Below are 15,847 nucleotides of genomic sequence, written 5' to 3'. Positions count from 1 at the left end.
TTCTCAGAGGTGAATCGACAACCCATCGGCCAGCGACTGCCGGTAAGCGCGCCAGGCCGGCACGCTGCCCATCAGCAGCGCTGCGCCGAGGATGATAGCAAGCAGCGTCCACTCGTGCGTGCTGGGCCAGGCCAGCGGCAGGTACAGGCCGTAGTTGGCCTGAACGTAGCCTTGGGCGAGGGCGATGCCGGCATACAGCAGGCCAAGCCCGGCAACGATACCGGCACTTGCCAGTGCCAGCGCTTCAAGCACCAGCAACCCGGCAATGTGCCAAGGCCGGGCCCCCACCGAGCGCAGAATTGCCATTTCCCGGCGACGTTCGTTGAGGCTGGTGAGAATGGCCGTGAGCATGCCGATCAAACCGGTCAACACGACGAACAGCGAGACCACGAACAACGCCTGTTCGGCCGTACCCATCAGGCTCCACAACTCCTGCAGCGCTACCCCGGGCAAGATCGCCAGCAGCGGCTCGCTGCGGTATTCATTGATCTCGCGCTGCAGGCTGAAGGTGGCGATCTTGCTGTTCAGGCCCAGCATGAACGCGGTGATCGCGGCGGGCTGAAGGTCCATGGCGCGAGCCTGTTCGGCGCTGATGCGCCCGGCACCACGGGCAGGCACGCCGTTATGCCAGTCGATATGGATCGCCTCCATGCCCGCCAGGCTGATGTGCAGCGTGCGGTCGACAGGTGTGCCGGTGCGTTTGAGCACGCCGACCACGGTGAACGGCTTGTCGTCGTGCTTGACCAGGCTGATTGCCGCCACGCCATGGGCAAGCACCAGCTTGTCGCCAAGCCTGTAGTGCAGCGCCTCGGCCACCTCGGCCCCCAGCACCACCTCGAACGGGTCGCTGGCGAACTCACGGCCTTGGCTCAGCTCCAGGTGCTGCCGGCGACCGTACTGGTAATGGCTGAAGTATTCACCGGTGGTGCCCATTACCCGGTAGCCGCGGTGCGAGTCGCCGAGCGAGATGGGAATCGCCCACTTCACCCGTGGGTCCTGGGCGTAATGCTGGTAACTGTCCCAACGGATATTGTTGGTGGCGTTGCCGATGCGGAACACCGAATACAGCAGCAGGTTTACCGAACCCGAGCGGGCGCCGACGATCAGGTCGGTGCCGCTGATGGTGCTGGCGAAACTGGCGCGTGCTTCGGTGCGCACACGTTCCACGGCCAGCAGCAGGCACACCGACAGGGCGATGGCGAAGGCGGTGAGAAACGCCGTGAAACGGCGATTGGCCAGGCTGGCCAGGGCAAGGCGAAGCAGGTACATCAGGCCTCCCGGGGCGTGGCTGCGCGGTTGAGTTCGGCCAGTGACAGATGACGGTCGAACAGCGGTGCCAGGCTCTGGTCATGGCTGACGAACAACAGGCTGGAGCCGGCGGCGCGACATTCATCGAACAGCAGGCGGATGAACGCCTCGCGGGTGTCGGCATCCAGTGCCGAGGTCGGTTCGTCGGCAATGACCAGCTCGGGTTGGCCGATCAATGCTCGGGCAGCGGCCACCCTTTGTTGCTGGCCGATCGACAGGCTGTCGGCGCGGCGGGCAAGCAGTGCCGGGTCGTTCAGGCCCAGATGGGCAAGCAGCTCGCGGGCAGCTTGGTCGACACTGCCGTGGCGTTGGCGGGCGCGGTCGGCCCGGCTGTGCGAAAAGCGGCAGGGCAGTTCGACGTTTTCCCGTACCGAGAGGAACGGCAGCAGGTTGAACTGCTGGAAGATATAACCGGTGTGATCGACCCGAAAGCGGTCGCGGGCGCCCTGGCCAAGGCTGCCGAGATCCTGGCCGAGCAACTGGATACGGCCCTGGGCTGGCACGTTCACCCCGCCCAGCAGGCCCAGCAAGGTGGTCTTGCCACTGCCGCTGGGGCCCTTGAGGAACAGGGCCTCGCCTGCTTCCAGGCGAAACGCGGGGATATCCAGCAATGGCGGCTGCCCTGGCCAGGCGAACACCAGGTCTTGCAGGGCGATCAACGGCAGGCTCATTCAGAACGCGACCACGGCCTTGGCAGGCGAGGTTTCCAGGCCTTTCTGGCCGTTCGGGCCGATCAACTGCACATTGATTTTCTGCGTGGCGGGGAAGGTCTTGAACAGCGGTGTGAGGTCGAGCTGAGAGAGTTTTTCCGGGGTGGAGCATTTGAGCTGATAGTGCGCACTGATGTCGCTGTGCTGGTGGCCATGCTCATGTTCATCACCGTCGTCATCTTTTGCCGTATCACCGAACAGTGGGCTCTCCAGCTCCTGAGCATCTTCCTGGCAGCCAGCAGCCGCTGCCAGGCCAAACAGCTTCAGAGGTTGCTCGAGCTGCTGGCGCACGGCGGCGACCTTGGCTTTGTCGGCATCACTGCTGGCGCTGTGTTCAAAGCCGACCAGGTTCATTGCCGGGCTGTCCAGCTCCAGCTCAAGGGTGTTGCCGTCGAGCACCACATTGAGCTTGGCCACACCGTGCTCATGCGCCCCGAGCGTGCCGTGGGCGTGATCATGGTCATGGTCATGGCCTTCGTGGCCATGAGCCACGGCCAGTGGCAGCAGTGCGAAGGGCAGGGCGAGCAGCAGGCGACGCATGGACGACTCCAGAAGCAGACGGGGAATGATTTGGTAATGTTATAACAACTTTTCTCTGTCCCGCCAGCCTGCGTGGTGCAGGTTTCATGTTGTTGTAGCATGAGGGTATTGAACGCGCTTGAAGGAATGCATCGTGAGAATTCGTGGACAGATTGGTGACTGGCCGGTGGACCTGAGCATTGAGCTGGAGCCCGAAGAGTGGGCGCAGTTGGGGCGGCAGCTTGAAATGCCTGTGGCGGCCGCAACGGTATCGCAGGCTATAGCGGCAGCGCCGCGCCAGGATGACGGGCAGTGGACGGCTGCGCGGGAGGTGCTGCGTCAGGCGGGGCAGATGAACGGGCCAGAATTGCTGGACCGGTTGGAAGGGCTGGCGGGTAGTACGGCGGCGGGCAAGCGGCTGCTGGTGCGGTTGCGACACAGCAGTGAGGTGAAGGTGGAAAGTGGCGCGGATGCGCCGGTGTATCACTGGATCGGGTAAAGCTGTAGGCCTGTGTTGCCCCACGAGCGAGGGCATGGCCCTCGCCTGTTGGGCGAATCAGAACATGGCCGAAGACAGCCTGCGGCGGTAAACAGCCACCAGCGGATGGTCGCCACCGAGCAGGTCGAACACTTGCAGCATCGCCTTCTGCGGCAAGCCGTTTTCATAGGCGCGGTTACGCTGGAACAGTTTCAGCAGCCCATCCAGCGCCGCTTCATACTGCTGGCGCGCCAGTTGCTGGATGCACAGCTGGTAAGCCGCCTCATCATCCTGCGGGTTCTGCGCCAGGCGGCTTTTCAGGTCGGCGACTTCCGGCAGGCTGGCAGCCTGGCGCAGGAAGGTCAGCTGCGCTTTGGCACCGGCCAGGGCGGCCTTGTGCTCATCGGTCTTGACCGCGTCCAGCACGATCTGCGCTTCGCCCAGCTCACCGCGCTCGGCCAGGCAGCGGGCATACAGGATCAGGGCCTCGGCATTGCTGTTGTCTTCACCCAGCAGGGCCTGCAGCAACGCCTCAGCCTCGGCGAAACGGCTCTCGGCGAACAAGCCTTTGGCTTGCTCCAAGGGCGAGGCGGCCGGTGCGGCAGGCATCTGCACATGCGGCTCGAGCATGGCGCGGATCGCCGACTCCGGCTGCGCGCCGGCAAAGCCGTCGACCGGCTGGCCATCCTTGAACAGCACAACCGTGGGCAGGCTACGAATGCCGAACTGGGCAACGACTTGCTGCTCAACGTCGCAGTTGATCTTGGCCAGCAGCAGCTCGCCCTGATAACCCTCGGTGATTTTCGCCAGCAGTGGCATCAGCGCCTTGCAGGGCGCGCACCACTCTGCCCAGAAGTCCACGAGGACCGGCTTGTGGAAGGAGTTTTCGATCACCAGTTGCTGGAAGTTGGCATCGGTGGCATCGAAGATAAACGGTGTTTCCTGGCTCATCGTGACTCTCGCAAATCCGTGAATGGCACCACTATAAAGGCTCGCGGCTGGCGTGGTACAGGCTGACCCGGCGGAATTCGTGCGGCTCGGCCAGGTCCGGCAGGGTCAGTGCTTCAAGCACGCCCAACTGCTGGTAAAGCGGGTGGCTGAAATCGCGTACTCGGGAGTCTGCCACCAGCGCCTGGCGACCGCGGCCGAGGAAGGCATCGAGCAGCGGCAGATTGGCGCGGTCGTACAGCACATCGGCAACCAGAATCAGGTCGAAACGGTCGTCTTCGGCGAAGAAGTCATTGCTGTAACTGAGCTCGACCCCGTTCAGCTCGGCATTGGCGCGGCTGGCATCGAGTGCCAGCGGGTCGAGATCGCAGGCCACCACTTCCAATGCCCCGGCGCGCGCTGCAGCAATGCCGGCGATACCGGAGCCGGCGCCAAAGTCCAGCACGCGCTTGCCGGCCACCCATTCAGGGTGCTCGGCTAGGTAGCGGGCCATGGCCAGGCCGCTGGCCCAGCAAAAGCTCCAGTACGGTGGGTCGTCGAGAATACGCCGGGTTTCTTCAATGCTGAAGGCGCGGTCCATGTTCTGATCGTCGATCAACCAGAGTTTGAGCGCGCACCCAGGCAGTTCACTGACGACCAGCCGCGCTTCGCCGATCAGGCCGCTGAGGGCCTGTTGCAAGGCAAGCGGCGCCACCTAAGGCGCCTTCTTGAAACGCAGCGGGCCAGTGGCCTGAGTCTGGGCCTGGGTGATGCGCACGGGCGGCAGGTGCATGATCAGTTGGCCCGACTGGCTGGCGCGGCCACGCAGTTCGACCCGAGCCCCGGCCGGAAAGACCTCCGGGTTGAAGCGCAGGCGGTAGGGCAGCGCCTGGCCGGTCCCGGTCAGGGTGCTGCTGGCCAGAAGCTGTTGCGGCCGGTCGCGCTCGTCGATGACCAGCAAGGCCAGCTCCACGTCGGCACCGCGGGGGATTTCCAGCAAGGTACCGCTCAGTTCGCGTTGATAGGCGGGCAGCGGGCCCAGTGGTTCGGCCTTTTTCGCCACCTTGGCGGGCGCAGGTGCCGGGGCTGGCTCGGTCTTCGGCCGATCGCTGCCACAGGCGGCGAGCAGGGCGGCGCAGCCCAGCACGACGAGCGCTCGATAATGCATGGGGTAGTCCTTCAGGGGCAGATTTACCTTGGATGTTAACCCCTTTGGCTTGTCTTGCCAGTGGGATGCGCTACCATGGCCCTCCCTTTTTTTGTTGCCTGCCACCATGCACTGTCCCTTTTGCGGTGCCAACGACACCAAGGTCATCGACTCGCGCCTGGTCGCCGAGGGCGAACAAGTGCGCCGCCGTCGCGAATGCGTGGCCTGCGGCGAGCGTTTCACCACCTTCGAAACCGCCGAGCTGGTCTTGCCCCGGCTGATCAAGCAGGACGGCACGCGCCAGCCTTTCGACGAAGAAAAGCTGCGTGCCGGCATGCAGCGCGCGCTGGAGAAGCGCCCGGTCAGCGTCGAACGCCTCGAGGCGGCCCTGGCACATATCAAGAGCCGGCTGCGCGCTACGGGTGAGCGCGAGGTCAAGTCGCTGGTGGTGGGTGAGCTGGTGATGGCCGAGCTGCGCAAGCTCGATGAAGTGGCCTACATCCGTTTCGCTTCGGTGTACCGCCGCTTCCAGGACCTCGATGAATTCCGCGAAGAAATCGACCGCCTGGCCCGCGAGCCGGCTAAAGAGTGAGCATGCCGAGCCAGACCGCGATCCTCGACGCCCATTACATGGCCCGTGCCCTGGAGCTTGCCCGCAAGGGCATCTACACCACTCACCCCAACCCGCGCGTGGGTTGTGTGATCGTCCGTGACGGCGAAGTGGTGGGTGAGGGCTGGCATGTGCGCGCCGGTGAACCACATGCCGAAGTGCATGCCCTGCGCCAGGCCGGTGAGCGTGCCCGCGGCGCCTGTGCCTACGTGACGCTCGAGCCTTGTAGCCACCATGGCCGCACCCCACCGTGCGCCGAAGCGCTGGTACAGGCTGGTGTGGCGCGGGTGGTGGCAGCCATGCAGGACCCCAACCCGCAGGTCGCCGGGCAGGGCCTGCGCCGCCTGGCCGAAGCGGGCATCGAAGTCGCCAGCGGCGTGCTCGAAGCCCAGGCCCGTGGCCTGAACCCCGGTTTCCTGAAGCGCATGGAGCACGGCTTGCCGTTCGTGCGGGCCAAGCTGGCCATGAGCCTGGATGGCCGCACCGCCATGGCCAGCGGTGAAAGCCAATGGATCACCGGCCCTGCCGCCCGCTCTGCAGTGCAGCGCCTGCGTGCCCGTGCCAGCGTGGTACTGACCAGCGCCGCCAGCGTATTGGCCGACAACGCACGGATGACCGTGCGCGGCGCCGAGCTGGGCCTGGACCCCGACACCACCGCGCTGGCGCTGAGCCGCCCCCCCTTGCGCGTGCTGATCGATGGCCGCCTGCGCCTGCCACTGGACGCGCCGTTCTTTCAGGCTGGCCCGGCCCTGGTGGTAACCGCCAGGGGGAACGACCCGCGGTACGCCCAGGCTGGCCACGAGCTGCTCAGCCTGCCGGGCAGCAATGGCCAGGTCGATCTGCTCGCCTTGATGCAGGCACTTGCAGCGCGTGGCGTCAACGACATCCTGCTGGAAGCCGGCGCTGGCCTGGTCGGCGCTTTTGCACAATTGGGCCTGATCGACGAGTACCAGCTGTTTGTCGCCGGCACCTTCCTTGGCTCCCAGGCCCGTCCGTTGCTGGACTGGCCGCTGTCGAAGATGAGCGAAGCGCCACGGCTGAAAATTACCGAAATGCGTGCAGTGGGCGATGACTGGCGGGTCACGGCCATCCCTCTGCCGGCGCCCGGCGTATAATGCCGGGCTTGCCCTGCGCAACCCGTTTTTGAGGAAGTCCCCATGTTCACCGGCATCATCGAATCCATCGGCACCATCCGCAGCCTGACCCCCAAGGGCGGTGACGTGCGCGTCTACGTCGAGACCGGCAAGCTCGACCTGGGTGACGTCAAGCTCGGCGACAGCATCGCCGTCAACGGCGTGTGCCTGACCGCCGTCGAACTGCCGGGCGATGGCTTCTGGGCCGACGTCAGCGTCGAGACCCTCAAGCGCACCGCTTTCATCGACCTCAAGAGCGGCAGCAAGGTCAACCTGGAAAAGGCCCTGACCCCGACCACCCGCTTGGGCGGCCACCTGGTCAGCGGCCACGTCGACGGTGTCGGCGAAATCATCTCGCGCAGCGATAGCGCTCGCGCCATCCAGTTCCGCGTGCGTGCACCCAAGGAGCTGGCCAAGTACATTGCCCACAAGGGTTCGATCACCGTCGACGGCACCAGCCTGACGGTCAATGAGGTCAATGGCGCCGAGTTCGAGCTGACCATTGTCCCGCACACCCTGTCCGAAACCATCATGGCCGACTACCGCGCAGGGCGTCGGGTCAACCTTGAGGTCGATTTGCTGGCCCGTTACCTGGAGCGCCTGCTGCTGGGCGACAAGGCTGGCGAACCGAGCAAGGGCAGTGGCATTACCGAAAGCTTCCTGGCCGCCAACGGCTTCTTGAAATCCTGATTGAGAAGGGGGTGCCGCGTGGCGCTCAACAGCATCGAAGAACTGGTCGAAGACATCCGCCAGGGCAAAATGGTCATCCTCATGGATGACGAAGACCGTGAAAACGAAGGCGACATCATCATGGCGGCCGAGTGCTGCCTGCCTGAGCACATCAACTTCATGGCCAAGCACGCCCGTGGGTTGATCTGCATGCCGATGACCCGCGAACGTTGCGAAACCCTCAAGCTGCCGCTGATGGCGCCGCGCAACGGTTCGGGCTTCGGTACCAAGTTCACTGTGTCGATCGAAGCGGCCGAAGGTGTTACCACCGGCATCTCGGCGGCCGACCGCGCACGCACCGTGCAGGCCGCAGCCGCCAAGGATGCCAAGGCCGAAGACATCGTAAGCCCGGGCCACATCTTCCCGCTGATGGCCCAGCCCGGCGGTACCCTGGCACGCGCCGGCCACACTGAGGCCGCCTGCGACCTGGCGCGCATGGCCGGTTTCGAGCCGAGCGGCGTGATCTGTGAAGTGATGAACGATGACGGCACCATGTCGCGTCGCGCCGAGCTCGAAGTGTTCGCCGCCGAGCATGGCCTGAAAATCGGCACCATCGCCGACCTGATCCACTACCGCATGATCCACGAACGCACCGTGCAGCGCGTTTCCGAGCAGCCGATCGAGAGTGAGCTGGGTGAGTTCAACCTGGTCACCTACCGCGACGCCGTGGAAGGCGATGTGCACATGGCCCTGACCCTGGGCAAGGTCTGCGCCGAAGAACCGACCCTGGTGCGTGTGCACAACATGGACCCGCTGCGCGACCTGCTGCTGGTCAAGCAGCCTGGCCGCTGGAGCCTTCGCGCCGCCATGGCCGCGGTTGCCGAGGCCGGCAGCGGCGTGGTGCTGTTGCTGGGCCACCCACTGGATGGCGATGTGCTGCTGGCACATATCCGCGAAAGCGCAGGCGATGCACCGACCAAGGCACCGACCACCTACAGCACTGTGGGTGCCGGTTCGCAGATCCTGCGTGACCTTGGCGTGCGCAAGATGCGCCTGATGAGTTCGCCGATGAAATTCAATGCGATATCCGGATTCGATCTGGAAGTTGTAGAATACGTGCCCTCCGAGTGACTTGAGGCGGCGCTTGCGCCCTCACGCTCGAGTCCAAACCCTCCCGAGGCCGCCAGAGCGCGGCCTCGCTCTTGAAGATGAGAACATCGGAATGACCCTGAAGACCATCGAAGGTACCTTCATTGCCCCCAAAGGTCGCTATGCTTTGGTGGTTGGCCGCTTCAACAGCTTCGTCGTAGAAAGCCTGGTGAGCGGTGCCGTTGATGCCCTGGTACGCCACGGTGTCAGCGAAAGCGACATCACCATCATCCGTGCCCCGGGCGCGTTCGAAATCCCGCTGGTGGCTCAGAAAGTCGCCCAGCAAGGTGAATACGACGCGATCGTCGCCCTGGGCGCAGTGATCCGTGGCGGTACCCCGCACTTCGAATACGTGGCGGGCGAATGCACCAAGGGCCTGGCCCAGGTGTCCATGGAGTTCGGTGTGCCGGTGGCCTTCGGTGTCCTGACCGTCGACTCCATCGAGCAAGCCATCGAGCGTTCCGGCACCAAGGCCGGTAACAAAGGTGCTGAAGCTGCCCTGTCCGCTCTGGAAATGGTCAGCCTGCTGGCGCAGTTGGAGGCCAAGTGATTAGCGACGAAAGCGATCGTTTCAACCCGCGCGATCCAAAACCTGCGGATGCCGGCAAGCCATCGAAGAGCGCCAAGCGCCGCGAAGCCCGCAAGCTCGCGACCCAGGCACTGTACCAATGGCACATGGCTCAGCATTCGCTGAACGAGATCGAAGCGCAGTTCCGGGTCGATAACGATTTTACCGATGTAGATGGCGCCTATTTCCGCGAAATCCTGCATGGGGTTCCGGCCATCAAGAGCGAAATCGACAGCGCGCTGAAACCGTGCATGGACATCGCCCTGGAAGAGCTCGACCCGGTCGAACTGGCCGTATTGCGCCTGTCCACCTGGGAGTTCATCAAGCGTGTCGATGTACCGTATCGCGTTGTGATCAACGAAGGCGTAGAGCTGGCCAAGGTCTTCGGCGCCACTGACGGCCACAAGTTCGTCAACGGCGTGCTGGACAAGCTGGCACCTTCGCTGCGCGAAGCAGAAGTCAAGGCGAACAAGCGCTGATCCTGGCGCTGTCGAGCCATGGGTGAGTTCGAGCTGATCAACCATTACTTCGCCGCCGCGCCCTGTGCGCAGGGCGGGGAGGGCGTGGCGCTGGGCATTGGCGACGACTGCGCCTTGCTCGAGCTTGCCCCGGGCGAGCAGTTGGCGGTGTCTACCGACACCCTGGTTGCCGGGGTGCACTTCCCGACGGTCTGTGACCCGCGCTTGCTGGGGCAGCGCTCACTGGCCGTGGCGGCCAGCGACCTTGCAGCCATGGGCGCCAATGCCATCGGCTTCACCCTTGCCCTCACCCTGCCCGATGTCGGTCCCGACTGGCTCGCCGCCTTCGCCGACGGCCTCAGCCGCATGGCCCAGCGTTGCCGCATGAGCCTGATTGGTGGCGACACCACCCGCGGCCCCTTGAGCATCACCGTCACTGTTTTGGGCAGCGTCCCGGCTGGCCAGGCTCTGCGCCGCAGCGGTGCCCGGCCGGGTGACCTGCTGTGTGTGGGGGGCGTGCTGGGCAAGGCAGCCGGTGCGTTACCGTTGGTGCTGGGCGAGCGGGAAGCGCCTGCCGAGCAGGCCGAGCCCCTGCTGGCCCACTACTGGTCGCCGCTGCCTCAACTCGGCCTGGGCCGGCGCTTGCGCGGGCGGGCGACGGCGGCGCTGGACATTTCCGATGGCCTGCTTGCCGATTGTGGGCACATCGCCAAGGCCTCCGGCGTCGCCCTTGAGGTGAACCTGGCGCAGGTGCCAGTGTCTCCTGCACTAGAGGCCTTTCTCGGCCGCGACGCGGCGGTGCAGGCGGCGCTCACCGGTGGCGACGATTACGTATTGGCGTTCACCCTGCCGCCTGAGGCGCTTTCATCCCTGGCGGACGCCGGCGTACATGTCGTCGGCCGAGTGCTCCAAGGGCAGGGCGTGACCCTGCGTGACCCCCAAGGCCAGGACATCACTCCCGTACAGCGGGGCTATCAACACTTTAGGGAGACACCGTGACCGACCACCCCAACCAGGTGCCTGCGGAGTTCGTTCCGCCATCGGTCTGGCGCAACCCGTGGCACTTCATCGCTTTCGGCTTCGGTTCGGGCACGCTGCCCAAGGCACCCGGCACCTGGGGCTCGATGGTGGCCATTCCGTTCATCCCGCTGTGGCAGATGCTGCCCGATTGGGGTTACTGGCTGCTGCTGGGCATCACCATGCTGTTCGGCTTCTGGCTGTGCGGTAAAGTCGCCAATGACTTGCGCGTGCACGACCATGAAGGCATTGTCTGGGATGAAATGGTCGGCATGTGGATCACCCTCTGGCTTGTGCCGCAAGGGTGGCAGTGGATTCTGGCGGGGTTCCTGATGTTCCGCTTCTTCGACATCCTCAAGCCATGGCCGATTCGCTGGATCGATCGCCATGTGCACGGCGGTGTCGGCATCATGCTCGACGATATCCTGGCCGGCGTGTTCGCCTGGCTGGGCATGCAGGTTCTGGTGTGGGCGGTAGGCTGAGACAGGGAGCGCTTTGATGGCCATTCGGACTGTGCTGCTGGCAATTTTGTTCAGCGTTGCCCATGGGGCGCTGGCGGCCGAAGGCGTACCGAAACAGGTCCATCTGGTCAGTGAAGAGTGGCTGGACTACACCAATGCCGATGGTACCGGCGTGGCCTGGGATGTCTTGCGCAAGGTCTTTGAGCCTGCCGGCGTCAAGGTGGTGGCAAAGAGTGCTCCTTACAGCCGTGCCGTCGGGCTGGTCAAACGCGGCGAGGCCGATGCCTGGGTCGGTTCCTACAAGGATGAGAACGACGACAATCTCTACCCGCGTTGGCACTTCGACATGGACCACATCTATGCGCTGGGGCTTGCCAGCAAACCGGTGCCTACCCTGGAGACCGTTGGTCAGTATCGCTTGGCCTGGGTGCGTGGCTACGATTACGGCAGCTACCTGCCGAACGTAAAGGAGTCGCGCGAGATTCAGCGCCGCGAAGGCATCCTGCCAATGCTTGAGCATGATCGCGTGGACTTCTACATCGATGCGCTGACCGAAGTTGACTACGTGCTTGGCCAAACCTCTCAGCCAGAACGGTTCCGGCGAACCCATGTCGCCGAACTGCCGTTGTACCTGGCCTTTGCCCGCAACGAGCACGGCAAGGCCCTGCGTGAACTGTTCGACAGACGCATGGCTGAACTGGTACGCAGCGGCGAGTTGAAGCCTATCTTCCAGCACTGGAAACAGCCGTATCCCTTTACTGCCGACAGCAAGCCTCAATAGCACCATGGGCTGCCACAGGCTAACCGAACATCGAACTTTTCGATCTTAACCCACGGTATTCAGCCAGCGCACAGGCGCTGACCTGCTGATACAATCGCTTCACGAGAATTTTCCTACTTATCCAGGAGCACAACGTGCCCGTCGTCTTTGTTGCCGCCTCTAAACTCCCGACCCCCTTCGCGACTTTCACCATGCATGGTTTCCTCGACGAAGCCACCGGCCGTGAGCACGTGGTGCTCAGCCTGGGTGACATCGCCGACGGTGAGCCGGTGTTGGGGCGCCTGCACTCCGAGTGCCTGACTGGCGATGCCCTGTTCAGCCAGCGTTGCGACTGCGGCTCGCAACTGGAAGCCGCCCTGCAGGCCATTGCCCGTGAAGGGCGCGGCGTGCTGCTTTACCTGCGTCAGGAAGGCCGTGGCATCGGCCTGCTGAACAAGATCCGCGCCTATGAGTTGCAGGATGGTGGTGCCGACACTGTAGAGGCCAACGAGCGTCTGGGGTTCGCTGCCGACCAGCGTGATTACGCGATCTGCCTGCCGATGCTCGAGCACCTGGGCGTGAAATCGCTGCGCCTGATGACCAACAACCCGCGCAAGGTCAAGGCGCTAACCGACATGAACATCAAGGTTGCCGAGCGCGTGCCGCTGCATACCGGGCATAACCCGCACAACCGTTACTACCTGGCGACCAAGGCCGACAAGCTTGGCCACATGCTGGGTAACGAACACCAGGGTGAGGTCCCCCAGGCGTGACCCGCAGCGAGGTGAAGCGGCGCCTGGCGCTGGCCTGGTGGCAATACCTGGCGGTTGGCCTGGTGCCGCTACCGGTGATGGCCTGGGCCTTTGGCGGTGGCGATGCGCTGATCCCGGTGCTGGCGATGCCGCTGTTCATCGCCGGTGCGGCAACCATGTTCCTCAGCCTGCCGCGTTTCGGCGCCTACAAGCGTGCTTTGATCGCCACCTCCAAGTTGCTTGGCACGGCTGAAGAGCCGGCTGCCTGGATCGAGTTGGCCCGGGTGCGGCGCATGGCCATGCTGTTCGCCTGTTTCCCTGCCTGGGTCGCCGCGCTGTCGGTGCTGGTAGGGCTCGAAGCTGTGCCGCAAATCCTCTTGGCGTTATCCACAGTGGTGGTGCTTTACCTCTACCGCATCCCGCGTCAGCTGGGGTGATGCGCCGCCTGCTCTGCCTGCTGGCGCTGCTGGCCTGTACCGTCCAGGCTGGCGAGCCTCTGCGCGTGGTCAGCCTTGCGCCTTCGATGAGCGAAATCATGCTTGAGCTGCAGGCCGATGACCTGCTGGTGGGCGTGCTCGACGGCGGCGAGCGCCCAGCGGCGCTGCGCCACCTGCCTTCGGTAGGGCGCCAGGGGCAACTGGACATGGAACGCCTGCTCAGCCTCAGGCCTGACCTGCTGTTGCTCTGGCCCGGCAGTGTGGCTCCGGCCCAGCGCGATCAGCTTACGCGCCTGGGTATCGCGACCTACAGTGCAGAACCCCACGACCTTGAGCAACTGCTTGAACAGATCGAGGCCATTGCCGTGCGTGTAGGGCGGGCACAGCAGGGGCGGCGTTATGTGGGAGGCCTGCGTGAACGGTTGCGGCAACTGCGTCAGCACTATCGGCGTGAACAGCCGCTACGGGTGTTCTATCAGGTCTGGGACCGGCCGCTGTACACCTTGGGTGGGCGACAGGTGGTGAGTGATGCCTTGGCGGTGTGTGGGGCGCGCAATATCTTTGCCGACCTGAGCCAGCCGGCACCGCAAGTGAATGTGGAATCAGTGCTGATGCGCGATCCGCAGGTGATTCTGGCTGGCGACCAGGGGCAGTTGGCAAGCTGGAAGGCCTGGCCAGATTTGGGCGCTGTGGCCGGTGATCGTCTGCTGGTGGTGCCGGACAAGGGCCTGGAGCGGCCCAGCGGGCAGATGATCGAAGCCACCGCCCGCTTGTGTGCGCTGCTCGAAGCTAAAGCGCCGGCGTCCAGGTGACGCTGAACAGGGCCGTGCGGCCCTCTTCGCGGTAGCCGTAGCTGGCGCCATCGTAGCTGTACAGCGCACGGCTGTAGCCTTTGTCCAGCAGGTTATCCAGCTTTAGTTCCAGCTTCAGCTCGTCGGTCGCTGCCCAGCTGCTGCGCAGGCCCAGCAAGCCATAGCCGCCGAGGCGGTTGCGGTTGGCCTCGTCGTCGTAACTGGCGCTGACGGCCTGCCAGCTGCCTCCTACCGTAAAACGCTCGAATTGACGGTCCAGGTCCAGGCTCAAGGTGCGCCTTGCGCGGCGGGCGAGGGTGTGGCCGCTGTCACGATCACGTGGATCGATCAACGCAAGGCCCAGCTGGCTGCGCCATTGGCCCCACTGTTGCTCCAGTGCCATTTCCACGCCGTTGATACGCGCAGAGGCCACATTACGCGGGATCGAGTCCTGGCCAAAGATAATCGCATCGCGCAGGTCAGTACGGTACAGCGAAGTTTCCAGGCGGCTGTCGCGGCTGAGCTGGCTGCGCCATTGCAGCTCGTAACTTCTGGAATGCTCCGGGTCCAGCTGCGGGTTGCTGTACTGCGGGTAGTACAAGTCGTTGAAGGTCGGCGCACGAAAGCCTTCGCTGTAGGACAGCAGCACATCGTTGTGCGTATTCAGCGGCACGGTCAGGCTACCGCTCCATGTGGTCTGGCCGCCAAACTGCTGGTTCTGGTCGCGGCGCACGCCCAGTTCGGTAGAGACGTGCTCGCCGCGCAAGCGATGCTGGATGAAAGCGGCGCGGTTCCAGCGGCTGTCTTCGCTGAAATCGGTGCTGGCGTGCACGCGGTCTTCGTACCAGTCGCCGCCGATCAACAGGTTCTGCCGCTCGCTCAGGGCCAGGTCGTTCTGCCAAGTGACCTGGTCGCGATAGGTGTTGAACACCGAGCGTTCGTCACTGAGCTTGTCGCGCTTGTCGTCGCGGTTTTCGCTATGGCCCAGCTCCAGGCGTGAATGCCACACGTCATTGAGCTGTGCATCGAAGTAAGTACCCAGGCTGCTGACGCTGAAGTCGGTGTAGGGCTTTTGCCCGAAGCTTTCGAAGGTGACCGGGTCGAAGCCACCGAACGGATTGTCGTACTCGCTGCGCCCTTGGCTGTCGAGCAGGTTCAGGCCGGCTTCGAAACGTTCGCCAAAGGTGTGGCTCAGGCTCAGGTTGAACGACTTGTTGCGGTAGGCATCATGATCGCCGTCGCTGGCGAAGGACGGGCCGGTCGAGTCGATGCCTGCTGTTTCGTCCAGGCTGGCGCCCAGGTTGAAGCGGGTCGCGCCCTCGCCTCCGGACAGGCCCAGGCTGCGTTGCCAGGTCTGGTTGCTGCCTGCCGCCATGCGCAGGCGCGGCTGCAGGCCCGTGCCGTTGCTGCGACGGGTGAAGATCTGAATGACACCGCCGATGGCATCGCTGCCGTAGATCGCCGAGCGTGAGCCGCGCAGCACTTCGACACGCTCGATCTGGTCGACGTCGAGAAACTGCAGGCCGCTGTCGCCCGAGGTGGCGTTGGCGATGCGCACACCGTCGACCAGTACCAGGCTCTGCGCGGCCTTGGTGCCGCGGATGAAGATACCCGGCAGGCTACCGCGGCCACCGGTGGGCGCGACTTGCACGCCTGGCACGCGGGCGAGCAGGTCGGTGACGCTGGTCGGTTGCAGGCGGTCGATGTCGTTGCGGGTGAAAACGGTGTTGGCGGCGCTGGTGGCGGTGCGTGATTCGACCTGGCGGTTGGCGCTGATCAGCACGTCGGGGAGCTTCAGGGCGTCGTCGCGTTCGGCGGCCAGAAGCGGCAGGGGCAGGCAGAGCAGGGTGGCGAAGGTTGAGGTTTTCATGGGCAGTACCAGTTTGCGAGGGCTGCGCCCTCGATCGCGACACGAGTCCGCGGTCCTGTGTAGGAGCGGCCTTGTGTCGCGAT

Annotated in this window: 20 protein-coding genes; 13 read left to right on the top strand and 7 right to left on the bottom strand. The window is 64.3% G+C overall.

Annotated elements, in window-relative coordinates; translation table 11 throughout:
- Positions 1 to 3: 3 nt before the first annotated feature.
- Genes NGJ21_RS09605 through NGJ21_RS09595 form a run of 3 tightly spaced genes read right to left on the bottom strand, consistent with a single transcriptional unit; the run spans position 4 to position 2,558 of the window.
- On the bottom strand, positions 4 to 1,269 hold the full coding sequence (locus NGJ21_RS09605; protein ID WP_204919470.1) for an ABC transporter permease: 1,266 nt from the start codon (positions 1,267 to 1,269) through the stop codon (positions 4 to 6).
- On the bottom strand, positions 1,269 to 1,979 hold the full coding sequence (locus NGJ21_RS09600; protein ID WP_046785090.1) for an ABC transporter ATP-binding protein: 711 nt from the start codon (positions 1,977 to 1,979) through the stop codon (positions 1,269 to 1,271). Before NGJ21_RS09600 ends, NGJ21_RS09605 begins: the two co-directional genes overlap by 1 nt.
- On the bottom strand, positions 1,980 to 2,558 hold the full coding sequence (locus tag NGJ21_RS09595) for a DUF2796 domain-containing protein (protein WP_251962060.1): 579 nt from the start codon (positions 2,556 to 2,558) through the stop codon (positions 1,980 to 1,982).
- A 133-nt stretch (positions 2,559 to 2,691) separates the two neighbouring features.
- Between NGJ21_RS09595 and NGJ21_RS09590 the strand changes: the two genes are divergently transcribed.
- Positions 2,692 to 3,036 carry a hypothetical protein gene (locus tag NGJ21_RS09590; RefSeq protein ID WP_251962059.1) on the top strand — a complete coding sequence of 115 codons (345 nt, stop codon included), beginning with the start codon at positions 2,692 to 2,694 and terminating at the stop codon, positions 3,034 to 3,036.
- Positions 3,037 to 3,093: 57 nt separating this feature from the next.
- Here the strand turns inward: NGJ21_RS09590 and trxA are convergent, their stop codons facing one another.
- Genes trxA through NGJ21_RS09575 form a run of 3 tightly spaced genes read right to left on the bottom strand, consistent with a single transcriptional unit; the run spans position 3,094 to position 5,110 of the window.
- Positions 3,094 to 3,966 carry a thioredoxin gene (gene trxA / locus NGJ21_RS09585; RefSeq protein WP_251962058.1) on the bottom strand — a complete coding sequence of 291 codons (873 nt, stop codon included), beginning with the start codon at positions 3,964 to 3,966 and terminating at the stop codon, positions 3,094 to 3,096.
- A 31-nt stretch (positions 3,967 to 3,997) separates the two neighbouring features.
- Positions 3,998 to 4,657: a class I SAM-dependent methyltransferase gene (locus NGJ21_RS09580; RefSeq protein ID WP_251962057.1), complete on the bottom strand. Its 660-nt coding sequence runs from the start codon at positions 4,655 to 4,657 to the stop codon at positions 3,998 to 4,000.
- Positions 4,658 to 5,110: a YbaY family lipoprotein gene (locus NGJ21_RS09575; RefSeq protein ID WP_012312506.1), complete on the bottom strand. Its 453-nt coding sequence runs from the start codon at positions 5,108 to 5,110 to the stop codon at positions 4,658 to 4,660.
- 106 nt (positions 5,111 to 5,216) lie between these two features.
- On the opposite strand from NGJ21_RS09575, the gene nrdR reads away from it, so the two are divergent.
- The 12 genes from nrdR (at position 5,217) to NGJ21_RS09515 (ending at position 13,915) form a co-directional block, all read left to right on the top strand.
- Positions 5,217 to 5,681 (top strand): transcriptional regulator NrdR, encoded by a 465-nt coding sequence (gene nrdR / locus NGJ21_RS09570; RefSeq protein ID WP_008092351.1) that lies wholly within the window; start codon positions 5,217 to 5,219, stop codon positions 5,679 to 5,681.
- Positions 5,682 to 5,683: 2 nt separating this feature from the next.
- Positions 5,684 to 6,814 (top strand): bifunctional diaminohydroxyphosphoribosylaminopyrimidine deaminase/5-amino-6-(5-phosphoribosylamino)uracil reductase RibD, encoded by a 1,131-nt coding sequence (ribD, locus tag NGJ21_RS09565; protein ID WP_115273467.1) that lies wholly within the window; start codon positions 5,684 to 5,686, stop codon positions 6,812 to 6,814.
- A gap of 42 nt (positions 6,815 to 6,856) precedes the next feature.
- Positions 6,857 to 7,522 (top strand): riboflavin synthase, encoded by a 666-nt coding sequence (locus tag NGJ21_RS09560; protein WP_046785096.1) that lies wholly within the window; start codon positions 6,857 to 6,859, stop codon positions 7,520 to 7,522.
- An 18-nt stretch (positions 7,523 to 7,540) separates the two neighbouring features.
- A complete protein-coding gene (ribBA, locus tag NGJ21_RS09555; protein WP_012312509.1) occupies positions 7,541 to 8,632 on the top strand; it encodes a bifunctional 3,4-dihydroxy-2-butanone-4-phosphate synthase/GTP cyclohydrolase II in 1,092 nt (363 codons plus the stop codon).
- Between the two features lie 91 nt (positions 8,633 to 8,723).
- Complete coding sequence (gene ribH, locus NGJ21_RS09550) at positions 8,724 to 9,200, top strand: 6,7-dimethyl-8-ribityllumazine synthase (RefSeq protein WP_043210219.1); 477 nt, start codon at positions 8,724 to 8,726, stop codon at positions 9,198 to 9,200.
- Entirely contained in the window at positions 9,197 to 9,697 is a 501-nt protein-coding gene (gene nusB / locus NGJ21_RS09545; RefSeq protein WP_012312511.1) for a transcription antitermination factor NusB, read from the top strand. Before ribH ends, nusB begins: the two co-directional genes overlap by 4 nt.
- An 18-nt stretch (positions 9,698 to 9,715) precedes the next feature.
- Positions 9,716 to 10,675 carry a thiamine-phosphate kinase gene (thiL, locus tag NGJ21_RS09540; protein WP_046785098.1) on the top strand — a complete coding sequence of 320 codons (960 nt, stop codon included), beginning with the start codon at positions 9,716 to 9,718 and terminating at the stop codon, positions 10,673 to 10,675.
- Positions 10,672 to 11,175 carry a phosphatidylglycerophosphatase A family protein gene (locus tag NGJ21_RS09535; protein ID WP_046785099.1) on the top strand — a complete coding sequence of 168 codons (504 nt, stop codon included), beginning with the start codon at positions 10,672 to 10,674 and terminating at the stop codon, positions 11,173 to 11,175. Before thiL ends, NGJ21_RS09535 begins: the two co-directional genes overlap by 4 nt.
- A gap of 16 nt (positions 11,176 to 11,191) precedes the next feature.
- Positions 11,192 to 11,935 carry a substrate-binding periplasmic protein gene (locus NGJ21_RS09530; protein ID WP_119688194.1) on the top strand — a complete coding sequence of 248 codons (744 nt, stop codon included), beginning with the start codon at positions 11,192 to 11,194 and terminating at the stop codon, positions 11,933 to 11,935.
- A 134-nt stretch (positions 11,936 to 12,069) separates the two neighbouring features.
- A complete protein-coding gene (gene ribA / locus NGJ21_RS09525) occupies positions 12,070 to 12,687 on the top strand; it encodes a GTP cyclohydrolase II (RefSeq protein ID WP_012312515.1) in 618 nt (205 codons plus the stop codon).
- Positions 12,684 to 13,103 (top strand): hypothetical protein, encoded by a 420-nt coding sequence (locus NGJ21_RS09520; RefSeq protein WP_046785101.1) that lies wholly within the window; start codon positions 12,684 to 12,686, stop codon positions 13,101 to 13,103. The genes ribA and NGJ21_RS09520 overlap by 4 nt, the downstream gene beginning before the upstream one ends.
- The gene (locus NGJ21_RS09515) at positions 13,103 to 13,915 is read left to right on the top strand and encodes a cobalamin-binding protein (RefSeq protein WP_115273471.1); all 813 of its coding nucleotides are present in this window, start codon (positions 13,103 to 13,105) and stop codon (positions 13,913 to 13,915) included. Before NGJ21_RS09520 ends, NGJ21_RS09515 begins: the two co-directional genes overlap by 1 nt.
- Here the strand turns inward: NGJ21_RS09515 and NGJ21_RS09510 are convergent.
- On the bottom strand, positions 13,893 to 15,764 hold the full coding sequence (locus NGJ21_RS09510) for a TonB-dependent receptor domain-containing protein (protein ID WP_119688195.1): 1,872 nt from the start codon (positions 15,762 to 15,764) through the stop codon (positions 13,893 to 13,895). The two genes, NGJ21_RS09515 and NGJ21_RS09510, sit on opposite strands and share 23 nt — an antisense overlap.
- Between the last annotated feature and the right edge of the window lie 83 nt (positions 15,765 to 15,847).

Source organism: Pseudomonas sp. Marseille-Q5299 (assembly GCF_943737035.1).
Lineage (GTDB): Bacteria > Pseudomonadota > Gammaproteobacteria > Pseudomonadales > Pseudomonadaceae > Aquipseudomonas > Aquipseudomonas putida_E.
Note: the sequence above shows the minus strand (reverse complement) of the source record. Positions and strands in the feature narration are given on the sequence as shown.

What these genes read in the sequence shown, in the direction of transcription:
- NGJ21_RS09575 (WP_012312506.1), bottom strand. Translation starts at nt 5,110, where the DNA reads ATGCATTATCGAGCGCTCGTCGTGCTGGGCTGCGCCGCCCTGCTCGCC.
- nrdR (WP_008092351.1), top strand. Translation starts at nt 5,217, where the DNA reads ATGCACTGTCCCTTTTGCGGTGCCAACGACACCAAGGTCATCGACTCG.
- trxA (WP_251962058.1), bottom strand. Translation starts at nt 3,966, where the DNA reads ATGAGCCAGGAAACACCGTTTATCTTCGATGCCACCGATGCCAACTTC.
- NGJ21_RS09605 (WP_204919470.1), bottom strand. Translation starts at nt 1,269, where the DNA reads ATGTACCTGCTTCGCCTTGCCCTGGCCAGCCTGGCCAATCGCCGTTTC.
- thiL (WP_046785098.1), top strand. Translation starts at nt 9,716, where the DNA reads ATGGGTGAGTTCGAGCTGATCAACCATTACTTCGCCGCCGCGCCCTGT.
- NGJ21_RS09510 (WP_119688195.1), bottom strand. Translation starts at nt 15,764, where the DNA reads ATGAAAACCTCAACCTTCGCCACCCTGCTCTGCCTGCCCCTGCCGCTT.
- ribD (WP_115273467.1), top strand. Translation starts at nt 5,684, where the DNA reads ATGCCGAGCCAGACCGCGATCCTCGACGCCCATTACATGGCCCGTGCC.
- NGJ21_RS09595 (WP_251962060.1), bottom strand. Translation starts at nt 2,558, where the DNA reads ATGCGTCGCCTGCTGCTCGCCCTGCCCTTCGCACTGCTGCCACTGGCC.
- NGJ21_RS09600 (WP_046785090.1), bottom strand. Translation starts at nt 1,979, where the DNA reads ATGAGCCTGCCGTTGATCGCCCTGCAAGACCTGGTGTTCGCCTGGCCA.
- ribH (WP_043210219.1), top strand. Translation starts at nt 8,724, where the DNA reads ATGACCCTGAAGACCATCGAAGGTACCTTCATTGCCCCCAAAGGTCGC.
- NGJ21_RS09515 (WP_115273471.1), top strand. Translation starts at nt 13,103, where the DNA reads ATGCGCCGCCTGCTCTGCCTGCTGGCGCTGCTGGCCTGTACCGTCCAG.
- NGJ21_RS09560 (WP_046785096.1), top strand. Translation starts at nt 6,857, where the DNA reads ATGTTCACCGGCATCATCGAATCCATCGGCACCATCCGCAGCCTGACC.
- NGJ21_RS09530 (WP_119688194.1), top strand. Translation starts at nt 11,192, where the DNA reads ATGGCCATTCGGACTGTGCTGCTGGCAATTTTGTTCAGCGTTGCCCAT.